The 21,542-nt window shown below is 42.1% G+C and carries 19 protein-coding genes; 8 read left to right on the top strand and 11 right to left on the bottom strand.

The features are described 5' to 3' along the window. The first annotated feature begins 65 nt into the window (after window positions 1-65). Window positions 66-686: a LysE family translocator gene (locus L4C35_RS07545; RefSeq protein ID WP_428462306.1), complete on the top strand. Its 621-nt coding sequence runs from the start codon at window positions 66-68 to the stop codon at window positions 684-686. A 16-nt stretch (window positions 687-702) separates the two neighbouring features. On the opposite strand, the gene L4C35_RS07540 is transcribed toward L4C35_RS07545, so the two are convergent. Next, window positions 703-1,035, bottom strand: a complete 333-nt coding sequence (locus tag L4C35_RS07540; protein WP_428462305.1) for an Hpt domain-containing protein — start codon at window positions 1,033-1,035, stop codon at window positions 703-705. Between the two features lie 1,120 nt (window positions 1,036-2,155). On the opposite strand from L4C35_RS07540, the gene L4C35_RS07535 reads away from it, so the two are divergent. Continuing rightward, complete coding sequence (locus L4C35_RS07535) at window positions 2,156-2,809, top strand: class I SAM-dependent methyltransferase (protein WP_428462304.1); 654 nt, start codon at window positions 2,156-2,158, stop codon at window positions 2,807-2,809. Between the two features lie 231 nt (window positions 2,810-3,040). Next, complete coding sequence (locus tag L4C35_RS07530; protein WP_428462303.1) at window positions 3,041-3,514, top strand: hypothetical protein; 474 nt, start codon at window positions 3,041-3,043, stop codon at window positions 3,512-3,514. A gap of 159 nt (window positions 3,515-3,673) precedes the next feature. Here the strand turns inward: L4C35_RS07530 and L4C35_RS07525 are convergent, their stop codons facing one another. Both L4C35_RS07525 and L4C35_RS07520 read right to left on the bottom strand, forming a co-directional pair. Continuing rightward, window positions 3,674-4,375: a lipoate--protein ligase family protein gene (locus L4C35_RS07525; protein WP_428462302.1), complete on the bottom strand. Its 702-nt coding sequence runs from the start codon at window positions 4,373-4,375 to the stop codon at window positions 3,674-3,676. Beyond that, window positions 4,362-5,672: a lipopolysaccharide biosynthesis protein gene (locus tag L4C35_RS07520; RefSeq protein WP_428462301.1), complete on the bottom strand. Its 1,311-nt coding sequence runs from the start codon at window positions 5,670-5,672 to the stop codon at window positions 4,362-4,364. Before L4C35_RS07520 ends, L4C35_RS07525 begins: the two co-directional genes overlap by 14 nt. Before the next feature lie 265 nt (window positions 5,673-5,937). Here L4C35_RS07520 and L4C35_RS07515 point away from each other — a divergent pair, with 265 nt between their 5' ends. After that, window positions 5,938-6,426 (top strand): hypothetical protein, encoded by a 489-nt coding sequence (locus L4C35_RS07515; RefSeq protein WP_428462300.1) that lies wholly within the window; start codon window positions 5,938-5,940, stop codon window positions 6,424-6,426. Window positions 6,427-6,523: 97 nt separating this feature from the next. Here the strand turns inward: L4C35_RS07515 and L4C35_RS07510 are convergent, their stop codons facing one another. Together L4C35_RS07510 and L4C35_RS07505 are read right to left on the bottom strand one after the other, a co-directional pair. Next, entirely contained in the window at window positions 6,524-7,666 is a 1,143-nt protein-coding gene (locus L4C35_RS07510) for a PcfJ domain-containing protein (protein WP_428462299.1), read from the bottom strand. Between the two features lie 9 nt (window positions 7,667-7,675). Then, window positions 7,676-9,253, bottom strand: a complete 1,578-nt coding sequence (locus tag L4C35_RS07505) for a DUF4145 domain-containing protein (protein ID WP_428462298.1) — start codon at window positions 9,251-9,253, stop codon at window positions 7,676-7,678. A gap of 134 nt (window positions 9,254-9,387) precedes the next feature. On the opposite strand from L4C35_RS07505, the gene L4C35_RS07500 reads away from it, so the two are divergent. Beyond that, complete coding sequence (locus L4C35_RS07500; RefSeq protein WP_428462297.1) at window positions 9,388-10,401, top strand: helix-turn-helix transcriptional regulator; 1,014 nt, start codon at window positions 9,388-9,390, stop codon at window positions 10,399-10,401. A 73-nt stretch (window positions 10,402-10,474) separates the two neighbouring features. Here the strand turns inward: L4C35_RS07500 and L4C35_RS07495 are convergent, their stop codons facing one another. From L4C35_RS07495 to L4C35_RS07485, 3 genes are all read right to left on the bottom strand, one after another. Next, entirely contained in the window at window positions 10,475-10,780 is a 306-nt protein-coding gene (locus tag L4C35_RS07495) for a nitrogenase-stabilizing/protective protein NifW (RefSeq protein WP_428462296.1), read from the bottom strand. A 164-nt stretch (window positions 10,781-10,944) separates the two neighbouring features. Continuing rightward, entirely contained in the window at window positions 10,945-11,415 is a 471-nt protein-coding gene (locus L4C35_RS07490; protein ID WP_428462295.1) for a GNAT family N-acetyltransferase, read from the bottom strand. A 130-nt stretch (window positions 11,416-11,545) separates the two neighbouring features. Continuing rightward, window positions 11,546-13,009 carry a pyridoxal phosphate-dependent decarboxylase family protein gene (locus L4C35_RS07485; protein ID WP_428462294.1) on the bottom strand — a complete coding sequence of 488 codons (1,464 nt, stop codon included), beginning with the start codon at window positions 13,007-13,009 and terminating at the stop codon, window positions 11,546-11,548. Between the two features lie 117 nt (window positions 13,010-13,126). Here L4C35_RS07485 and L4C35_RS07480 point away from each other — a divergent pair, with 117 nt between their 5' ends. Both L4C35_RS07480 and L4C35_RS07475 read left to right on the top strand, forming a co-directional pair. Continuing rightward, complete coding sequence (locus L4C35_RS07480; RefSeq protein WP_428462293.1) at window positions 13,127-14,137, top strand: helix-turn-helix domain-containing protein; 1,011 nt, start codon at window positions 13,127-13,129, stop codon at window positions 14,135-14,137. Between the two features lie 95 nt (window positions 14,138-14,232). Beyond that, window positions 14,233-15,492, top strand: coding sequence for a metal-dependent hydrolase family protein (locus L4C35_RS07475; protein ID WP_428462292.1), 1,260 nt, complete (start codon window positions 14,233-14,235; stop codon window positions 15,490-15,492). Between the two features lie 101 nt (window positions 15,493-15,593). Here the strand turns inward: L4C35_RS07475 and L4C35_RS07470 are convergent, their stop codons facing one another. Then, window positions 15,594-17,363, bottom strand: coding sequence for a bifunctional glycosyltransferase family 4 protein/polysaccharide deacetylase (locus L4C35_RS07470; protein ID WP_428462291.1), 1,770 nt, complete (start codon window positions 17,361-17,363; stop codon window positions 15,594-15,596). Window positions 17,364-18,145: 782 nt separating this feature from the next. Between L4C35_RS07470 and L4C35_RS07465 the strand changes: the two genes are divergently transcribed. Next, window positions 18,146-19,381 (top strand): dicarboxylate/amino acid:cation symporter, encoded by a 1,236-nt coding sequence (locus L4C35_RS07465; protein ID WP_428462290.1) that lies wholly within the window; start codon window positions 18,146-18,148, stop codon window positions 19,379-19,381. Between the two features lie 64 nt (window positions 19,382-19,445). Here L4C35_RS07465 and yidA read toward each other — a convergent pair whose 3' ends face one another. Next, on the bottom strand, window positions 19,446-20,252 hold the full coding sequence (yidA, locus tag L4C35_RS07460; RefSeq protein ID WP_428462289.1) for a sugar-phosphatase: 807 nt from the start codon (window positions 20,250-20,252) through the stop codon (window positions 19,446-19,448). 161 nt (window positions 20,253-20,413) lie between these two features. Beyond that, entirely contained in the window at window positions 20,414-21,433 is a 1,020-nt protein-coding gene (locus tag L4C35_RS07455; protein ID WP_428462345.1) for a S66 family peptidase, read from the bottom strand. Window positions 21,434-21,542 lie beyond the last annotated feature (109 nt).

Below are 21,542 nucleotides of genomic sequence, written 5' to 3'. Positions count from 1 at the left end.
GCTATTGGTTCGTAAATGAAATACCGCTACAGTGCGAATAAATCGTTACTTGCAGGAGCATAAGATTGGAATATGGCGTGTTGTTGGTGTTTATACCAACCTTCTTTTTTGTGTCGATAACCCCCGGCATGTGCATGACATTGGCTCTAGGCTTGGGCATGAGTATTGGATTTCGCCGAACCCTGTGGATGATGCTTGGTGAGGTAGTGGGTGTCGCCCTTGTTGCTATTAGCGCAGTATTAGGGATTGCCGCTGTTATGGTCAAAATGCCTTGGCTGTTTGTGGTGTTTAAAACCGTTGGCGCTATGTATCTGGCTTATCTCGGCCTGCAAATGTGGCAGTCGAAAGGCAAAATGGCACTGAGTGATGATAATTTACAGACTTCACAAGCATCGAACCTAGGACTGATAGCACAAGGTTTTATTACTGCGATAGCCAATCCGAAAGGGTGGGCATTTATGATTTCATTATTACCCCCTTTCATTAATTCAAAGCTAGATTTTGTCCCTCAGTTGGCGTTGCTTGTCGGCATTATTATGATCTCTGAGTTTGTGTGTATGTCGATTTATGCTAGCGGTGGCAAGGCATTACGCCGATTGTTGATGAATCAACAAAATGTCAAAACCATGAATAGAGTCGCGGGAAGTTTGATGTTTGGTGTCGCGATTTGGTTACTCATGAGCTAGGCAAGCATGGCTACCATTAGTTTGTTCGTGTATGAGTCGCTATTTGCTGGTTCACTTTGAGCATTTCGCTCAGAACAGTATTGATCATCTGGGGAGCCGGCTTTTCCCCGCGTTTACATAAGCGTTCTATTGTCTCAAATTGTTCACTGGCATTCTCTTCACATAAAGTCAGCAGTACACCTTTCAGGGAGTGCACAGTATGCAATAAGCCGTCTATGTCACTGTTGGCGTATTTTTCTTGAATAACTTGGATATCGTTGCCATGTTCTTCGTTATATAGCTCAATAATCATCGCCATCATGTCGTTATCGCCGTCCATCGCATCATTAAATGCTTCAAAATCAATCATACTGCCACTCTTTTGGGTCTTTTACCTATCAAGTATTGAGGCCAAATGAGGCCCTATGTTCATAATTTATGGTTTAGGTTTGACCATAATTCAAGACAAAGACGGTTGTTGATTTTCATTTGTTGATCAATATCTCATCTATCAAAGGGGTATTTCCTGGCTGGTAAGTGTGTGTAACTTACCCGTTTTATAATTTATGTGTTCGTTGGCGCTAAAAATAAGCAAAGTAATAAGAGAGGGGATAAGGACTGCGCTTTGAATGGTTCGGTGAATATAACGCGACAGCAGATGATCACAATACAGTTAGTTTATAATACCCAGAACAACGGTTAATAAACAAAAGAACGCAGAGGTTATTCTGCGTTCTTTTATATTTAATCATTCCAAATGAGCAAAGCACTAAAGTACGATATTCAATCGTACGCTTTCGTCACCTTGATGCGCTGATTAAAGTCGCAATAACATGATTTAAGCCGAGTTCAGAACGTTGTTTATTTAGCTTTGAGTTTGCCGTGGAACTACATGCGAACGCTTTATAATTTAAATAATTTTCCGCATTGTTGGCACTGGTGAATCGAGGTATACACTAGGCGTTGCCAGAAGTTGCGACGAATGCGTTTCACTTGAGTACAGTTACATTTCATTTGAGGTGTCCATTCCATAGATGTTGATGCATCTAGTTTCAATTATACTTGCTGAATAGGACTTGAATACTATAACCCTAAAGTGGTAATTGCGAGGGAATTGTTCATTAGATCAAAATCTTACTAAAAATCCTGAGATATAGCTCAAATCACGATCAATAAGTGTTGGTTATTTAATCTATACGAGGGGGTGCTTAACATAAGAAACTAACTGAGTGTTTTCTCTATGGTATTAAATCTCAGCGTTACCTTTATTGCACAGACATCATCTAAATAGAATGTTGTTTGGTGGACGAAAAGATATCGGTATATCACCGAGCTTGGTTTGTTGTGGTGGTTAGCTGTGTTACATCGCTCATGCGACATCCTTTAAGTCTGCTTATTGGTGTATGTCTGGTTTTTTAGGCTGGTAAGATTTGATTACACTACCATTTCAGTTAAGTTTATTGGTTACAACAATAAATGACAGACATAAAATGAATAAAGATGCGGTAGTTGCCGGACAGGCTATATATACAAAGAAAGTTCTATCAATTTATGATTTATGGGTTCTAGGCTTTTCTAATCGTTATTTATGGAAGTGCCCAACATCGTTGATTGGACAGAAGTTTGAAGAATTGGCATCAACAAATCACCTCGATGTTGGTGTTGGTACTGGATATTATTTGAAAAACCACTTATCACAGATTGAAAGAAGAGTCGGTTTGCTTGATTTAAATGAAAATAGTTTAGAATCAACAGCAAATGCTATTCAGTATTTTAAACCAGAAGTTTATCGAGCTAATGTGTTGGATCCCTTAACGTTACATTGTGATAAATTTGATTCAATTAGTATCAATTATTTATTGCACTGTCTTCCCGGTTCATTTTTAGAAAAAGGTATCATTTTTGATAATTTAAAAGAGATACTTAATGAGGGAGGCGTACTTTTTGGTAGCACAATACTTGGACAGGGAGTACCTAAGAATCTGTTTGCTGAAAAACTCATGAACCTCTACAACAAGAAGGGTATTTTCTGTAATTCGAAGGATGAATTAGCAACATTAAAACAGGCACTAGAGAAGCACTTTTCTAATGTCAGCATTCATGTAGTTGGTTGTGTTGCACTTTTTTCTGGCGTTAAAAAATAGCGGAAACTGTCGCTCAGTTAGATTCAATATTTGATCTTATTTAAAGTCAGCCATGATTGGCTGGCTCCTCTTTGTTTATAATGGTCAACTCTCTTACTACTCAAATATCAGTTGTTCACCTATTGTCATATTTATTGGATAAATGATTATTATCATGGCGTATAAATTATTGCCCACAGTGGTAGTATGAGTTAATTAATCGGTAACTTTCTTCTTTAAATGTGGTGAATAATGAGTAAAAAATATCTATTGCCTCTGTCATTTATACTCTTTACAGCAAATGTTTGGTCTGGAAGCTTGTGTCGCAGTGGAGAAGTCGAATCCTTCTCTTGCAATATTAAAAGTAAAATAGTTTCAGTCTGCGCCAAGAAGGATGATCGATTGATTTATCGATACGGGAAGTTAGGGGCAATTGAATTGACCTTAGTTTCACCTGTTCACTTTAGCATTACGGGTTATAGTGGTGGTGGGGAAGGGCATTTAACGTTTAAAAACAATGCTTATAAGTATGTTATTTATTCAAGACTTATGAATGGTGAATGGATAGATGAAGAGAGGGGAGTACGAGAAAAAATTGAAGAAGCGGGCGTTTATGTAATAAAGAACGAAGATATCTTAGTTGATTTAAAATGCACTGGTGTCAATGATGACAAAGCTATTCGTTATCTTCCCCCGTATGAATTAGAAGAGTTTATGTATTATTAGCAATACAACCTAGCACACTCATGTCACTTAGTTTTACCTATCGTAACTCGCTTGGAACTGTCATCACCGATAGGCAGGAAGAAACAACAGCGTCGAGTTCGAGCCTTAGCATCGATGGCGCGTCTCCCTATGAGTTAGCATGGTGTTATATCGATGACATCATGCATGTTGAATGAATGCCTGGCTCAATTGTTGAAAGAGAAAATCAACACTGGGTCGCGTTGTTAAATGTGCGTACAAAGGTGTATGAACTTGTGCATCAATCACGGTTGCATTTCCGCAAACTTGGTTATAAAAGTTCACGGGGGCAACGATGTCTTCTAGGTCGACATCTAGCAAAATACAGGCTTGAGAAAGTACGATTTTCCCTCCGCCTTTTTTGAGTAACACACGCTGGGCGGTTCCCACTACCTTTTGTTTATTGATATTAAGGTTGTAGTCACCATCACAGTACGACCTTGGTGTTGCATGGATATCTACGTCTACACCAAGCCCTTTAAAATACAGGGTCAGAACCTGGCATAACTGTAAGTAAGCCTTCTGAATATTGTAAGGTTCTTTGCCGGGCCAATGATAAATGTGCGACAGGTTAATGATCCCCGGTAATTGGGGAACTGGCGCGCCACCTGTTTTGCGTGATGTGAGTTGCCAACCTTGTGCCGCTAAGCTTTGCTTAGATTGCTCTGTAACTGGCCATTTATTTCCCGCGGGTAAAACAAGTGTGGGCGTTTTTGCTTGCCAAAGCATCAAGGCCTGCGCAATCTCACCTGCCTGTATTTGCTGCAATAATTCATCTTCTTTTTCAAAAGCGCGGTCAACATCAATATGTGGATAGCGTACGAGCTTGTTAGTTAACTTCAATGCACTTTTCCTCTACAGCTTGTTGTTGACGTAATATTTGACGTTCCGCAAGGGTTGATAAGATAAACATCATCATATACCCCACTCCTAATGCAGCAATGATAGCCACCACATTATTGGTAAATAGCGATAAACCGTAATAGCCAATCACTAAGCTGGCAATACCACTTAAGCGAATAAGTAGACTCTGTGTAAAGTGACCATGTGCTTTAATGTAAGCCAATTGGTAGGCATTGAGCATCATGAAAATAAAGAAAATCGAGAAGTGGAATAACACTGGAATAGCCCCTACGTACTCAGCAGGGAATACCCAAAGAACGATAGGTTTCGCCCACATCAGCATGATACTAAAAAAGATCGCAGAAACGATAAAAGACAGTTTGAATACCCAGCGGCGGATCTGTTTAACCTGATCATGTTGCTTTTGGCGCACACAAACGGCGAGTTCAGGTAGTACAAAACGGTAAATCGGGAAGACAAACAGCATAGTCATATAGGTAAATATAGGCCGTACCACAACCTGAAAATCGCCAAGTTCATCAATACTGAAATGGCTAATGGTCAGTAGTACCGTGATGTAGATCATTAAGATACTCGCCCCCGCCTCCAACGATGCGGTAAAGCTCTTTTTGACATAATTGATCAATGTTGGATCTAGCTGAACGGTCGACAGTGGTTTGGTTGCTATCTCTTTTCGGCGACGAATATACATAAACCCTGCGACGGCAAGGGAAGATAAGGTCATGCTATAGAACAGTGATGAAAGAGGGGGTAATTCGATCACATAGAAGCAGAATAGGAAAAGTACGGCATTCGCTAATGGATCTAGCCAAGTCACTTTGTTTGAAATACTGTAAAGCCGATACATGGCAACAAGGTTGGTGAAATAAACCTTGAGCCCCATACTGAATATGATCCCAACCAGCTGATAATAGCTAACGTTGATATTCAGTTCATGTTTGATATAGGGAATGACTAGCCCCCAAGTAATCAAGACCATAATGATCAAACTAAATCGGAAAATATTGATGATATCGCGATCATTCTTTGTTTGGCTGTAGCTGACGACCATGGATGAACGAAAGCCTGTCATTAGGATCAGTGACAAAGAAATGATATCCACCACACTATGAAATAATGCCAGATCTTCTTTAGCGACCCACTGCGCTAGCCAAATTTTGAAGATAAACCCAATGGATATACTGGCGAGCGTTGCAAAAATGCCAGTGATAAATGCTTTTTTAAGCCGCGTGAGTGTGTCTTCTTGTGGTGAGTTTTGAGCGTTTATCTTTTCCATGGTACTGACAACATAACTGATGATGGTTAGATACTACTTGATTCATCATGCGAGGTACTACAGAAGCAAGAATAAAACTGAAAAATAATTATTCGCATTTGGTGCGAGTAAATATCAAATATGTGTTTAGGGAGCACTGCAATACATCGTCGCTGCCAAGTTACTTGGGCTGATGGCTTGTACTGAATGCAACATGGTTTACATATTTCTGTTCAAGATAAAGCGGGTAACATTGCACTTTTCCAAGTTGAATAAGAGCGGCAAGATGGTGATGCACCGTGGTGATGTCAAATCCGATCTTCGTGTCATGGCTAACGCACCGCTACAGCAAACACACCGTGCGTATGTGGAAAAGGTAGATTTAACCGATTTAGCCGCGAAAGATATTCCATCATCAATTTCATCGCTTGATCGTAACTTACGCGGCTTGTTTAACACCAGCCACATAACACTAGAAGAAGGCAAAAGCTGGGCGCAAACTCGCGGTAAATTGTTGAGCACTTTCAATGCGGGTAACCTTGTACCACAAGACTTGATTGACCCTGTGAATGGTGAAACATACGCAACTTGGACTCAGTTTGTTTATAACCATGATAACGGTGATTTTTTGTTCACCAATTATGATACTCGTGAGCAAATTGGTTACAACTTTAACGATACACTCGCCTTTACAGAAACCATGTGTGCAGACACAGTAAAGCAAGCATCAGAAGGACTGAATACGGTTACGTTCGGTAAGTGTAACTCGCAGTAAACGTTTGCTGATTGAACGAAAGCTACCCCCATGAACTGATATGCAGTTTATGGGGGGGTTTCGTTAAAAAAGGATAAAACAGCTGTATTTTTATGGCTTATTCACTGTTTTTCTCTGAATACCAACTTTGACGGCAGTGGCTAAACCAAGCGTGAACAAGTTGTCGACTTTCTTCCGATGGTAGGGCATTTTTAACCCCTGATATTTGGTCTATCTCAAATGGGAAACGTCCCCGAGGAAGGCGGCGTATCCCTATGGTTAGGCGTTCAGGGTGCAGCATACGAAATGCGCAATATTGTCCTGAGGTAATGCGGCTGTGATAGACAGAAATACAATGGCGTTGTTTTCGCCCTTCTTCGACTAACGCTGCATAGTCTTTGATGGGAATAATGTTACTTGTTCCTTTGAGTGGTAGAGCATAGGGCACATCATGATCTATGGGCTTTAATCGCTTACCATAAATTCGCTGATTGCGCTGATCTGTCCAACGGTCGTGTAGTTGCTCTAACGCGGCTAATGATGGCTGCCGAACAATATGAGCTATCGGATCATGAATACCAAGATCGCGCCCGAGCATTAATACATCCTGGAAAGTGGCTAAGCCACAAGTACGATAGCCCCGTTGTTCTTTGGCGACAGAGAGCCCTAGACGACTTCCTGTAAGGAAGGGATGAATTTGATCTAACACTAGATTGTTATATTCAATCGAAGTGTAGTGCTTAAATTTCAGGTAGCGCTGTTCTTTGGCATTAAGTAAACGAATGATGTGTTCTAGCTCGTTACCTTGAGAAAAGTTGATATTCAGGCGGTCTAAAAATTTAAGCGATGCTTTTCGCCCATCAAACCCTAACGCTTGTAGGATGCAGCGTTGCCCTAATTGACATAATCGGAGTGCGCTCTCATTATCCACGCGAAAGCGATGGCATACCAAAACTAAAATGATAGGGCGGCTTTCTAATATTTGCGCTGCAGCCGTTGAATTGGCAGCTAACCACAGTAATTGATATTGGTATTCAGGAAAGGGTTCGGTGATCGTTAAATAGTGCTGTGGGATTTGTGAAAGCCATGCACCATCAAGGTCGTATTGCGCCACAAAATTAAAACCAATCCCTAAGCCACCGTCTAAAGGTGTTTTTTTATTTGGGAACACGCGATAGCCACAAAGCTTGTCATGCCAACTGCTTAATTCGATATCAAAGTCATAGCCAAGTTCGGTGGTTGATATAGTTAATGCTGTCATGTTGAGCCCTTATTTCCGTTTCGCTTTTTTAGCCAGTTTACGTTTACGCTTTTGTTTATCTTTGCTGGTGGCGCTTTTTTGATGATTACCTGATGAACGAAAGCCACAGCGTTTCATCACGGCTTTTCCTTTCGTACTGTTTATAAACTCTCTTGCTTCAGGATGGCCTGCGTCAGCGGCTTCTTTTAACATCGTTGGAATATCTGCTGGGGTTTTTACTGATTTCTTGGTTGTGAATTCAGCCAATGCTAATTGGGCCATACGGAATTTAATCTCTGACGCTTGGTGTTCATCGTCCGCCTGGTAAATTGCGCGTTGATATAGCTCTGATACCAAGCTGAAGTACGCACTGTTTTGGCAGATTTGTGTAAACAACTTACTTTCATACCAGAGGTACTCTGGGAGATCTTTATAGTGATCAACCATGATTTTTGCTGCGCATTCAGGTGTGATTACCTTAAAAACATGAAGGTCGGCATAGGCTTTCACAAACTGATAGCCAGGTGCGCGACGCGCTTGAGCATTGACCAATGCGGATTTAAGGCGCTTAGTGGTTGTCGCTGAGGCTTCGGTTTCATGCTCCTCTAGCGTGCGAAAGGCTTCGCAGGTATAGGCTTCTAATACATTGCATTTAAGAGCGAGGTGTAACCAATTCGGATAGTCATCCGTCGCCACTGTTTTTTCTAACATCGCAGATAGCGCTTCGTTGAAGCCTTTTTCAGCGGCTTGCTTGATGAAAGTCAGCCCTAGTTTCGTCTCACCGTGATTGGTTAAATAGCGCCCGTATTCATAGGCGGCTTCTCCCGTTTCATCTTGCTTGATAGCCAGTTTAAAACAGCTTTTTGCATCACGTTGTTCAACGTCTTGTAATAGTTTTTTCGCGTAACTTTTCGCAAACAGTAGCCAGGTTTCACTGTGGCCTTGTGTGTGCGCTTTTTCTAGCCAATAAGCGAGGTCGGCTTGCTTGTCTATAAATGTGTTTTTAGTCCACCAACGGTCAGTACCTTTGAGAGATCGCATAGTTTCAAGTTCATGGTAGAAGCGATTAGCAAGGTAAAAGCTGGAGTCACGATGACCATTTAATGCCGCGGCGACATGCTCGCTGATGTCACACTGTAGAGGTTCATGCCAATCTGGGATCTGTTTGCAACAGACATTCAAGACTTTCTCAGCCACATAGCGAGCAATATCATGAAGGTTACGCATGTGTTGGCGCATACGCAGTGTAGATACTTCCAGTTTCGCAACATGATTACCATTAATTTCAGTTAGATGAACAGAGCGGTTTCCTTCTAAACGAAGCGAATTCATTGCATCGATAACCCAGCCTTCAACGTATCCTGAGGCATCCAGTATTTTAATTTTGTTGGCCAACTCACCGTGAACGGGAGGACATAAAGAAAAATGTCGTCCCAAGTCATGACAGGCAATCTCTACAAATAAGCGCATTTTAACGAGGCTAGACTGAGGGTCGTTCGTAAAGTAGCGCTCAGCCAAGCAAGCCTGGGTATAAAGTTCGCTCAGTCCATCTTTTAAGAAATCGAAATTGCCTTGCTCTTGCTCTATATCCATTGTCTGTGTTTGCATGACTCGCCCCTGATGTGTTGTGAACAAGTGCTATAGTAAACATCTAGGCGACATAATGTGTCGCCTAAGTGTTTGACAGTAAACTTTATCGATATACTGTAAGGCAGCTGAAATTTTATGGTGGGGTAAATAGGGTGAGTGTTCAGATCCAGCGTTATCAGAAAGTACTTGAGAGTATTCCGTGCTTTCCTGAGTCGATTTCAACATTAGAAATGAAACAGCGATTAGACAGCGTGGGTCTGATTAATCGAGAGGTTTCAGACAAAAGCCAAATGAAAGCAGTGCAGCGTATTCTTGATAAGGTGAGTGCGGATCATTGGTGTATCGAAGTCCTTATTGAACAGCGCCCTTATCGGTATCGCATTGCGCAAGGGCAACCTCATCCTGTACACCCTGATGCCATGTCATCTGTGGTCTCGTTACAGGTAATCGAGCAAGAGATTAATAATTTACTGCCACCGACCTTACGGGGGGAAACCCAGTCTATTTTTAGTGCCTTAAACCGTGAAGACAATAAACAAGTGGCGTTATGGCGAGAGCGATTTTGTTACTTTCCTTTAGAGTTTCAGCTAAATGCCCCTGAATTAGATGAAGAGTATTTCAAAACAATAGAGCTTGCCTTGATGCAAAAAAGAGATCTCAAGCTGCTCTATCAAAAGCGTGGTGCTGCTAAAGCGACGCAATACGATATATCTCCACTAGGGATTGTGCTGCACGGCAATAGTTTTTATCTCATCGCGATAAAACAAGGTGAATTTCGGACTTTCGCTTTGCATCGTATTCAGTCTCTAGCGATTGGATTTTCGACGCAGCATCTTATCAAGGGGTTTGATATTCGGGAGCATGTTGTGACGCATATTCCTCACTTCTCAGGTGGAGCGTGGACTGAAATTATATTGAGAATCGAAAACTATCGTGGTCAACATTTACTCGAAGAACCACTCTTTTGTGAATCACAAGAAATTATCGCGAGTGATGATAGCTATACAAGTATTTCAGCTAAAGTCAGAGATAGCTTAGCGTTTGAGTGGTGGTTAATGAAGAATGCGAACTTTGTTGAGATTGTCTCGCCACTTTCTATCCGTGCCAAAGTGATAGAATCGATTAGGCTTGCGAATCAGATGTATGGGTTAGAGAGTTCAGCTTAAAGCGCTAGTATTTGTAATCGCCATTGGTGCTTTAATGTCTCTAAGTGTGTAATAAAAAAAGTGATGATGGAGCTTAGCGACGTTGGCAAGATGTGCAGCCACGGCAAGCTGAACGGGTATGACGGTCTAGTTTACTCCGCTGTACTTTGCAGTAGGCATTCTTCAGTGCGCGTCTGCCTGAAAACCAATCATCAGGTTTAGTGAGTATTAAATAGCCATTAAAGCGTTTGGTTAATTCAAGACGATTGGCATCAATAAAGCGACTATCAAAGCCAATGTCGAAGTATTCCAGCGCTTGTTCGATAGAAGTAAAGCTGGCAATGGTTTGTTGTAGTGTGGTTTGTTGTAGTGTCGCTGGTTGGGTATTGGCTTGGCTCATAATCTAAACTGATGAAAATTTTTCATCAGTTTAGGAAAATTCCAACCGTCGAACATTGATGTAACACGTATTATTCGTTGTTTACGCGCGCCGAGTCTTGATGATTAGGCCCGTTAGACTTGATGGTGGGGGGCGGTGATTAGTCGGCGAGTTAATGAGAGCGCTTAATCGTGGCTAAATATTAACTCGATTTCATCGTCAAGTCTGCGTCCTGTCGGCGTGAAACCATTCGCTAAATACAAGGGCTTAGCATTGCCTTGTTCATTATCCATTGTGGTTAACGAGACCCCCGATAATCCGACTAGCTGTGCATAGCTTTTGGCAAATTCGACCGCAGCCTTGCCGATACCTTTGCCTTGAAATGCATGATCTATCATTAATCGCCAAACGTACAAGTGATCAGGTTGAAAGTGAACATCTGGAATCGCTCGAATTCTTGGGTCGATGAGTGAAATTAACCCGGCGGGCTGCCCGCAGTGATAGATAGCAAAGTCTATGCTGTCATTATTAAAATGAGCTTGAGTCAGCCACTCTGCGTTAGTCGCAATCAGGTGGTCTTGATCGTTTCCTACTGCGAGTTTAATTACTTCTTCTGCAATATGGCCATTGATTTTGAGAAAATTCACTTTATTCATCTTACATCCTGTATGGGTATAAAAGTAAATTGTGGTTTCTATATTACAAACGAGAATAGGCAGAGTAAATAACTGAAACGAGCTAACCTTAAAGATTAGCTCGTTTTTTATTGTGCTAGTGCTGAATGGCTTAATTAACGCAGTCCGCTTGATGCGATTCTGTTTTCATCATTGCCTGCTCATGATGGTAGGCAGCAATGATTTTCTTGGTTGAGGTTACGACATCTTCTTCACTGGTATGACAGCTTAGAATTGAAATCAACATGGTTTTTAAGCCTTTGTAGCCTGATGTTGATGGGTATAAATAACCCTCTTCTTGTAAGTGGTGTACGACACGTGCTGTCAGTTCGTTACGGTAGTTTTCATCACCGTAGCCAAATTGAGCGGAAAAACGATTCGAAACGACATCGTTAAGAATGGTGATCCCATCTACTGCCGCCAGTTTTTCTGCCATCAGTTTTGCTAGTGCACTGCAATTATCAAGATGAGCGACAATACCTTCTTTACCTAGCGATTTAAATGCAGCATATACTGGCACACCTCGTGCGCGGCGTGATGCTGAAATACCGAAGTTGATCGCATTACGATCGGGCTTCTCCATCGCATCATTCAGGTAATCACCCATGTTGTTCCCGCCCATAGCGGTAGTGATCGTGCTTGGATCTTTGACAATCACCATGCCGCAGTCGTAAGGCATGTTGAACCATTTATGGCCATCGGTATCGATAGAGTCGACACGTTCAATGCCTTTTAATAGGTGTTTTTGTTTATCACTTGCCGCCGCCCATAGACCGATAGCACCATCAACGTGTAGCCATGCGTTGCTATGTGCTTCTACGCAATCAGCAATTTGATCAAAGGGGTCAAACGCACCTGAATCAATACAGCCCGCTTGTGCACATACCAAGGTTGGTCCTTCGCACAATTTCATCACGCGTTCCAGCTCTTCGGGGATCAACCTTAGGTTGTCATCTGTTGGTACTTTGATGATGTCTTCTAAGCCAATACCTATCATGGATAAGGCGCGCTTAATGGTAGAGTGGATTTGATCGCTAATAACCACTTGGATGCGAGGTGAACCATACATGCCACGGGCTGCCACATCCCAACCTTCACGTTGTAATAGTGTATTTCTTGCCGTGATCAATGAAGTATAAATCGCTTCTTGTGCTCCAGAAGTAAAACCGACAGCCGAGCCTTTTGTTAGACCGAGTAGCTCAACCATCCATTCTGCTGCGGTTTCTTCAACCACAGCCATTGCTGGGCTTGAAACAAAATACGGTACATTTTGGTCCCAAGCACTCACCATCCAATCAGCTGCTAATGACGCTGGGAATGAACCGCCAATCGCATAACCAAAGAAACGAGGACCACCTGACGCAATGAGCCCGGCATCGACATTTTTAACCATATCATCGATAACGGTTGCAGGGTCGGTAGCATGAAGCGGGAGTGGTCCTGCAATCGCTTGGCGAAGCTGCTGTGATGTTGGTGTTTGATCGATTTTTCGATCTGGCAGTGATTCAATATAAGAAACCGCATGTTTGAATGATTGCTGTAATGGTGATTTATACTGATTGAATTGATGTGACATAACGCTATACCTTGATGACTAAGTGTTGTTCCATCTTAGCGATCAGGTTTAGAAGTTCTTGCCATTTGATGACAATACTGTTTTTATCTGTCTAGGGGCGGTATAGGGGGGAATGCGATGGTTGAAAATCGCGAAATAGCATTAGTTAAGCGCGAAGATATTGCGTTTTTTTCGCAACTATTCAAAACGTTAGATCATGATATGTATGCATTGTTGAAAGCGTCTAGGATCCCTAATGATCTGCATAGTACAGACAGTTGTTACGATTATTTACCTGAAAACGCACTGAAAAATCTAATTCAAATTTTAGGCAGTAGAACAACGCCTGATCAGTTTGGACTCTTGGTATGGAGTGTTTGTCATGATGTGTATATTCCTCGCTTGCTTGAAAAGCTGACTCACTCTTCAAGCTTAAAAGCAGCATTAGATGAGTGCTGTGAGTTACTGCAACAGTCAGCTACTGGCAGTAAAGTCTATACCCAGCAAAGAGGTGGTAAATGGTGGCTAGTCAGGGATAAACCGTTTAGCCATGACGTAAGCTTCCAGTACGCAGAGCTGTTTTCTGTGATTTTTATTCATGAACTGTTGTTAACATTAACCTCGGGTAAATGGAGTGCGAGTGAATTGGCACTGCAATCCCACGATGCCGATATTTTTCGGAGCTTCAAGCCACTCATAAATACCCAGCTTTATACTGCGCGTTCTGTCATGGCGGTCGCGATCCCTGAAGAAATGATGCTTAGCCCTGTTCATCTGCCAACTCGTGCTTCGTTTTCAGATAGCATGACAGATTCAATTAAAGCGGATTCATTTGTTGCTGTGTTTAAGCTGGCGATTAGGCCTTATTTGTCGATGGGGAAGCTTTCAATCAAATGGGCCTCAGACATCTTGGGGATTAATGTGCGTACTTTGCAGCGGCGTTTAGAAAAAGAAGGGGCGATATACAGCGACATTATTGAAGAGATGGTACTTGAGCAGATTATTGACCTTATCTGTAATACTGATTTATCGCTTACCAATATAGCCAGCAAGATGGGTTATACCGATTCCGCCCACTTTACCCGCGCATTTAAACGTCAGATGCAGATGACGCCATCCCAATATCGGAAATTGAATCGGTCAAAATAGCCACTGTCATCAAATGGCAATTCTCTCTCTCACTCTTTTCCTATGATATGACCACACCCTAAGTCATAACACGAAAAAACAGAGAGAGTTTTGTCATGAAAATTGCAATTATTAACGCCAATGTTTTTAACGGTACTGATGATCAACTTGAGCGTAATACATCTCTTCTTATCGAAGATAATCTGATTACTAAGATCGGAGATATTGATCCAGCAATAGCGGATGAAGTTATTGATGCTCAAGGCAAAACAGTTATGCCTGGGCTTATGGACGCACATGTTCATATCACGATGTCAGCACCTTTCCATGAGCTAGATAAAATGACGCGTGAAGAGGTTGCAATCCGCTCTGCGAAAGTGGCAGAAGAGATGCTAATGCGAGGCTTTACCACTGTTCGTGATGTGGCGGGTAACACCCTGGGGTTGAAAAATAGCATCGATCAAGGTTATGCGACTGGCCCTCGAATCCTCCCTTCACAAGCTGCTATTTCGCAAACTTGTGGTCACTCAGATTATCGCCAAAATCAGGCACAACAACGTGTTGGTACGCATGAAGATTCTCCACTAATGAAAACAGGTGCGTTTACCGTTGCCGATGGACGTTCTGGTGTGCTTAAAGCGGTGCGTGAACAGCTATTTATGGGCGCATCTCAGATCAAAATCATGGCTGGTGGTGGTGCATCATCAACCTTTGATCCGCTAGATACTTTGCAATATACCCTTGATGAAATGAAAGCGGCGGTTGAAGCGGCTTCGGATTACGGCACGTATGTTGCCGCCCATATTCATACTGCAGATGCAATGCGTCGTGCTGCTGAAGCGGGGGTGATGTCATTTGAACATGCCACTATTATGGATGATGACATTGCGAAAATTATTAAAGACAAAGGGATTTATGTCATTCCTTCGTATTTTACATCGTCGTTGATTGCTGAGCGCAAGATCCCATTGGGCGATGAAATCTTGTACCAAAAGACTGAGCGCGTTGGTAAAGCGATGTTTAAGTCGGCAGAGTTAATTAAGAAGTACGATATTCAAAACGTGTGTTTTGGTACCGATTGTGTCGGCAGTCTCGATGTGCATAAAACACAGTCAAATGAACTACAAGCCATAGAAAATGTATTTGATTCGGTAACGGCTCTACGCATGGTAACGGCAAACTGTGGGCGTTTATTCGAGATGTCGACGTATCAGCACCCTTATCAGCAAGGTAAGTTGGGCGTTATTACTGAAGGTGCGTATGCCGATTTATTGATTATCGATGGTAACCCATTGTCGGGCGTAGAATGTGTTACCAATCCTGAAAAGCAAAATTTAATCATGAAAGATGGCATGGTCTACAAAAATACATTGTAGAGCTTGAGTAGTCTTGTTGAGTAAAAAACTACACTAATGCGGGGATTAAGCATAATACGGGTTCGTATTATGCTTGAACCCGTATTACTCATTCAGCTTATTTAAGCTTTCACTTTCCTGAAAAGGTAATTGCCTCTAACTTTACGCCAAAGTCCAAATACATCGGTTCGCGGGAAAATACCAATCCGACGGATCTCATAAGGATCTTGGTGGAAACGTAATGGTCCAGAGTTAGTCGCGACAGCAAACTGATAGCCATTATCTTGTACTATTTCTTTGGTATCTTGATTACATAAACCAAATGGATAAGCAAAAGAGGTTAAAGGCTTGCCAATTAACGCTTCAAGTTGCTGCTTATTTTTGGTGATTTCATCATGCTGTTGATCGCGTGAAAGTGAGTCCAATTTAGGATGTGTCATCGTATGACCTGCGATCTCAATCACCCCTGAGTCGGCTAATGCTTTCACCTGCTCGGCAGACATTAGGTTGACTTTATTTTCAGGGTTATCTGCGTTTTCTACATCCCAGCGATTAAAGCTCTCACCGGTTACGACATAAACGACCGCTTTGAAGCCGTACTTTTTGAGTAAAGGCAGCATTAAATGATAGTTATCTGCATAGCCATCATCTACGGTGATCATAATAGGGCGTTTGCCAGGATCTAATCGACGAATGACATTATCTTTGGCTAAATCTTCAAATGTGAGTGACTCGAACCCCATGCGCTTTAAAAGCTGAAGGTGTTTCTCAAACATTTTTATATGCATGTAAGTTGAATGTACACCTTTCTCGCTATCATCTTGTATGAAGCGGTGGTACATAATGACAGGCATTTCACGGCGAAGCTTATCAATGTAAACATCTTGGTAAACTTGCTCGATATGATCAACCACAGAAGATAGGTCGTAGCTGCTTTTAACCGTGTTAGTGACGGCTAGATCACAGTGCTTTTGTTGCAAGCCTAATTCAACTTCATTGGCGATGGTGTCAAAATTAATATCGAGGTCGGTTGGACCAATGTCACCAAAATTGGTGGTCATGGCCTGTTGAATATTAGCTGGTGTGACAATACCAATACAGGTTGCTTCACCGATTGCTAAAGTGGGTCTGCCACACATCAGAGATTCGATAGCGACACGGCCTGCCCCAATAACTAAATCGGCTTCACTGAGCATTTTCGGGACATCTTGGGTATAGCCTGTAAAGGTCACGCTATCTTTGAATTTATCGAAGCGAGATTCAACTTTCGATCCTGATACAACGCGAACATCGTACTTGGTTAAATCTAAGCAAGTATCAAGTAAGCGATAGCATAGTTCACCTTTAGGACCTGTAAGTCGACCTATGATAGTAATGACTGGACGCGTGTTTTCTGGCGGTGTAACAACTTGGAATCGTTCGGTTTCAATTCCATTACGGCTTACGACAAGCTGTTCTTTTGCGACACCAAGATCGTGCATTAACTGCTCTTCAATGGCCTTACAAACAGGTAGCGCTTTGTTGCCCATCGCATGGAATTTTTTACGCGATGCATGTACAGGCTGACGGCCATGCACGGTTGTTACCATAGGTGTACCTGTCAATTTACAAGCGACATGGCAACTCCAACTAGATGCACGTGAATGCGCATGAACTAATTGAATATTGTGCTTTTTAATCAGGTAAATAAGATAACCGACATGATAGAAACGTCGTGGAATACTTCGCTTGTTGAAACGTAATTTAAAAAATGACCCAGTATGAGGCTTAGTCAGCGTGTCGGAGATATAGAAAACCTGATGGCCTCGTTTAGTTAACTCATTACCGACCGTTGTTGCGTAAACCTCTGCTCCTGTAACCTCACGTTGAGACAGAGCCATTAATATATTCATATTCATCAATTAAAGTTACTAACAAGAAAGTGCATTTAAACAAATAGAAACAATAAAAACAATGTTTCTATCGCCTTTCGTCATTACTTTAATAGTTGATCGCAGTTTAATCTGAAATGGATGTGTATATCATCCATCTTGGATGGTGTGGATTTTAGTTATTGCAATAATATGATTGATTATTTCAACTTATATATTTAATTTGGCCTTGTAAATATAAGTTTAAATTATATTTGTCGCTCTTTCTTTTTTAGTGTGAATAAATATTGTTCGATGTTAAATTATGCTTTGGGGTGATTGTTGGGTGGCTTAGTTATTCATCGTAAGAATGCTAAAGGTTGGGTAATCAGTCATGAAAGAAGGCTGATGCTCCCCTTTTATTGCGTTGCTACATCTCCTTTCTAGCCGTTCATTGGTCTTTAACTCTTGAAGCGGCTCTTCTTAAGTAAAGACTTTATCCAAGCATGGGGTTTCTGATTCACAGAATGAGAAGTAAAAGTCTCCTATTATCGTAAATATGTTGTTAATCACGCTTTATTGCTACTAGCTGTTTATAATATTGTGTCCTAAATGTAATTGGTGGTATTTGTTTGAATAATATATATCAAAACGTTCATTTGTATTTCGTTTTTTTCTTATAGTATGGATGAATGTTCTGCTTGGTTCTAGATTGAAGTGAGCTTAATTACTGCTTATTAATGAATTGATTAGTATGGCAGGTAAGTGCGGTTTTACTCGTTTTAGATGGACTTGAATGTATCTATATTAAGAAGTTGTACGTTATGAAAAATAAAGGGAATGCTAAAAACGAATGGTCTTTGATCATTAAATTATTAATGGGAATTTTATTTGGTTCAGTTGTTGGTTTGCTTGCTACTGAATCTGTAATGTCTGTGGTTGTATCGATTAAATATGTGTTAGGGCAATTTATATTTTTTACTGTGCCTTTGGTTATTATTGCTTTTATTGCTCCTGCCATAACTAAATTGAAAAACAATGCGAATAAGATGTTAGGCATGGGCATTGGGATGGCGTATTTATCAGCCGTTGGGGCCGCAACTTTTGCTTATATTGCAGGCTTGATGATAATTCCTCACCTCTCTGTACCCAGTGTGATGGATAGTTTGCACGAGTTGCCCGAAGCGAGCTTTCAACTTGCGATTCCACCTGTGATGTCTGTGATGTCGGCTTTGGTTATCGCTATTTTACTCGGTATCACTACCCTGAAAACTAAAGCTGAAGTGTTTGAAAAGGGCTTACAAGAATTTGAAAAAATGATGCTGATGGTCATTAAGTCCGCAGTGATCCCTGTACTGCCTTTCTTTGTTGCGACGACATTTGCTGGTTTAGCCTATGAAGGTACGCTGACATTGCAGCTGCCTGTCTTTTTGAAGATTGTGGTACTGGCTTTAGTGGGCCACATTATTTGGTTGGGTGTGCTGTATTCATTAGCGGGGGCTGTGTCGGGTAAAAATCCATGGGAGGTGTTAAAGCACTATGGGCCGGCTTACCTGACAGCGGTGGGTACTATGTCTAGCGCTGCGACTTTGCCTGTTGCCTTAGATTGCGCGCGAAAATCCAAAGTATTGAGTAAAGAAACCGTCGATTTTATGGTGCCGTTAGGTGGCACGATTCACTTGGCGGGTTCTGTATTAACTGAAACGCTATTTATTATGGTGATTTCTTTGATGTTGTACGGCGCGCTGCCGTCAGTTGGTACTATGGCATTGTTCGTCTTACTGTTTGGTATTTTTGCTATTGGTGCTCCGGGTGTGCCGGGGGGAACTGTCATGGCATCAATGGGCATAGTGGTTGGCGTTATTGGTTTTGATCCTGCAGGTGTGGCCCTTTTGATTGCGATTTTCGCACTGCAAGACAGCTTTGGTACTGCGTGTAACGTGACTGGGGATGGCGCATTAACCTTGATGTTGGAAGGCATTTTTAACAAAGATGGTGAGCTCAGTGCGCAAGCTGATTGCGGAAAAGTCGAAGTAATAAGCGAGTCAGTCGTTAACTAATAGCCAGTGATAGTGCAATGAAAGCCTCTTACTTGAGGCTTTCAACTTATCTATCGCTTACCGCCTATTTTAGAATAAAGGCTTCAATCACTTTGGCAACACCATCGTCGTTGTTGCTATCTGTAATGTGATCAGCAATCGCTTTAATATCATCGGTGGCATTGGCCATAGCGACCCCAAAACCTGCGTATTCCAGCATGTGTTTATCATTGCCTGCATCGCCCATGCAAATCACTTCACTCGCCTCAATACCTAAGTGCTCGGCTAGCATACCAACACCTGCACCTTTGTTACTTTTCGGGTTTAAGAACTCCAAGAAGAAAGGGGCGCTTTGTACGATAGTGTACTGGTCGTATAGCATCGAAGGCAGTTGCGCTATTGCCGCTGATAAGCGTTCTGGTTCATCAATCATCATCACTTTCATGATGTCTTCATTGTTATCCAGCTCGGCAAAATCAAGCTCAGTAATGGTAAGGCCATTTATCTTCGCTTCATGGCGAGTAAAATCGTTGTTTTCTGGTGTAATCAAGCCAAAACGACGTGAAAAGGCATGTACGTGTACGCCTAAGTCTCGGCTAAGGCTGGCAATGTTTTTTGCATCGCTGCCTTTAAGGATTTGGCTGCGAATGACGGTTTGGCTTGCCACACGTTGAACCATAGAGGCGTTGTAGCTTAGTACATAATCTTCATCGCTGATCATATTGAGATCAGTCAGCGCTTTTGTCATGCCTTCTAACGGACGACCAGAAGCTAACACCACATGTACCCCCATGCTACGTGCTTTCGCGATAGCGTCTTGGGTTCTTGGCGAGATCTCCCCGTTACTATTTAGGAGTGTGCCATCCATATCCAGTGCAACCAATTTATACATGTGTGCTTTCCAACCGTAAAATTTTTGAGGCGCCATTCTAACGGATGTTTGTGATCAGCTCGATAGATTTTTAAGCGAAACGATGGGTCATTGCACGGTTCATTGACACTGATCTATTTGATCCCCTCTGATCTCGAATGTCGGTCTGTGTCTGTCAGATATCAGCTCAGGCTGTTTTCATCCTGGGCTAGCCAAGGTGTAATTATTTCAACTGTATTCTGATCAAAGTCGAGTTTTACGGTTCCACCTATCGGCATAGTGAGCATTGGGTGAGTATGGCAACTGTCAAAGCCATTGATGATGGGCATAGGCTGGCCATTTAATACTTCACGGTAGACATCAATGGGCTGTCGCCCTGTGCCCTGGTCTTTAAATAATTCGTGTTTACCTAAAATGATGGCACTAACACGATCAAATACCCCTGCAATTTTTAACTGTGCAGTGGTGCGCTCTAGTGTCGCGATGTCAGAAAGGCAATCTTCCACTAACAAAATGTCACCTTTCTGGATGTCAGGCATATAAGGGCTACCAGTAATCGCCATCATGGTATTTTGGTTGCCCCCGATTAAGCGGCCGCTATACACACCTTCGCCTTGAAATTCGCATTCATTTACTTTTACAGGTTTTGCCTTTGTCTGTTGTTCCCAGTTAATAAAAGCATCAGTCCAGTGTTGAGGTTGCTCATAACGGTATGGCAATGACTGGATTTGAGTCAGCGCTGAAAATGAAGCAAAAGTTTCGTCAACTAATGGTGCTAGTTCGCCAAATGATGCGACCAATGCAGGGCCGTAGAAAGTGATAATGCCTGTTTGTTGGTAGATGCCGAGTAGCAGCGCTGTAACATCGGAATAGCCGATAATAATTTTAGGATCGGCAATTAAGGCATCGTAATCGATATAGGGCAGGAGCGAGTTACTGTTCATGCCACCAATGGTCGACATAATGCAGCGTACATCGGGATCGCGAATTAATGCGTTTAGTTCATCGGCCCGCTGTTGAATTGTCCCTGAACGGTAATGGTCGCTCTGACTTGTTAATGCGCCCGCTTTTAGTTTGTAGCCCTGTGATTCAAGGTATTGTTTAGCGCGCGCAAAGCGAGTAGGAGCAAAGTGGGTGGCAGGTGATGATGGCGAGAAAAAGCCAATGGTATCACCTTGTTTTAGTGGCTGCGGTAGTCGTATTTCCATATACACCTCAATGCGTTAATCACTGTCACGATTATATTTAGCCTAATAGATTTATGACCATATAGGTTTATATTCATGATGCCAATGGCAATTGAGAGAATAG

It is taken from the genome of Photobacterium kagoshimensis, from assembly GCF_050337045.1.
In the GTDB taxonomy this organism is placed as follows: domain Bacteria; phylum Pseudomonadota; class Gammaproteobacteria; order Enterobacterales; family Vibrionaceae; genus Photobacterium; species Photobacterium kagoshimensis.
This window is presented reverse-complemented; position numbering and strand designations above follow the sequence as displayed.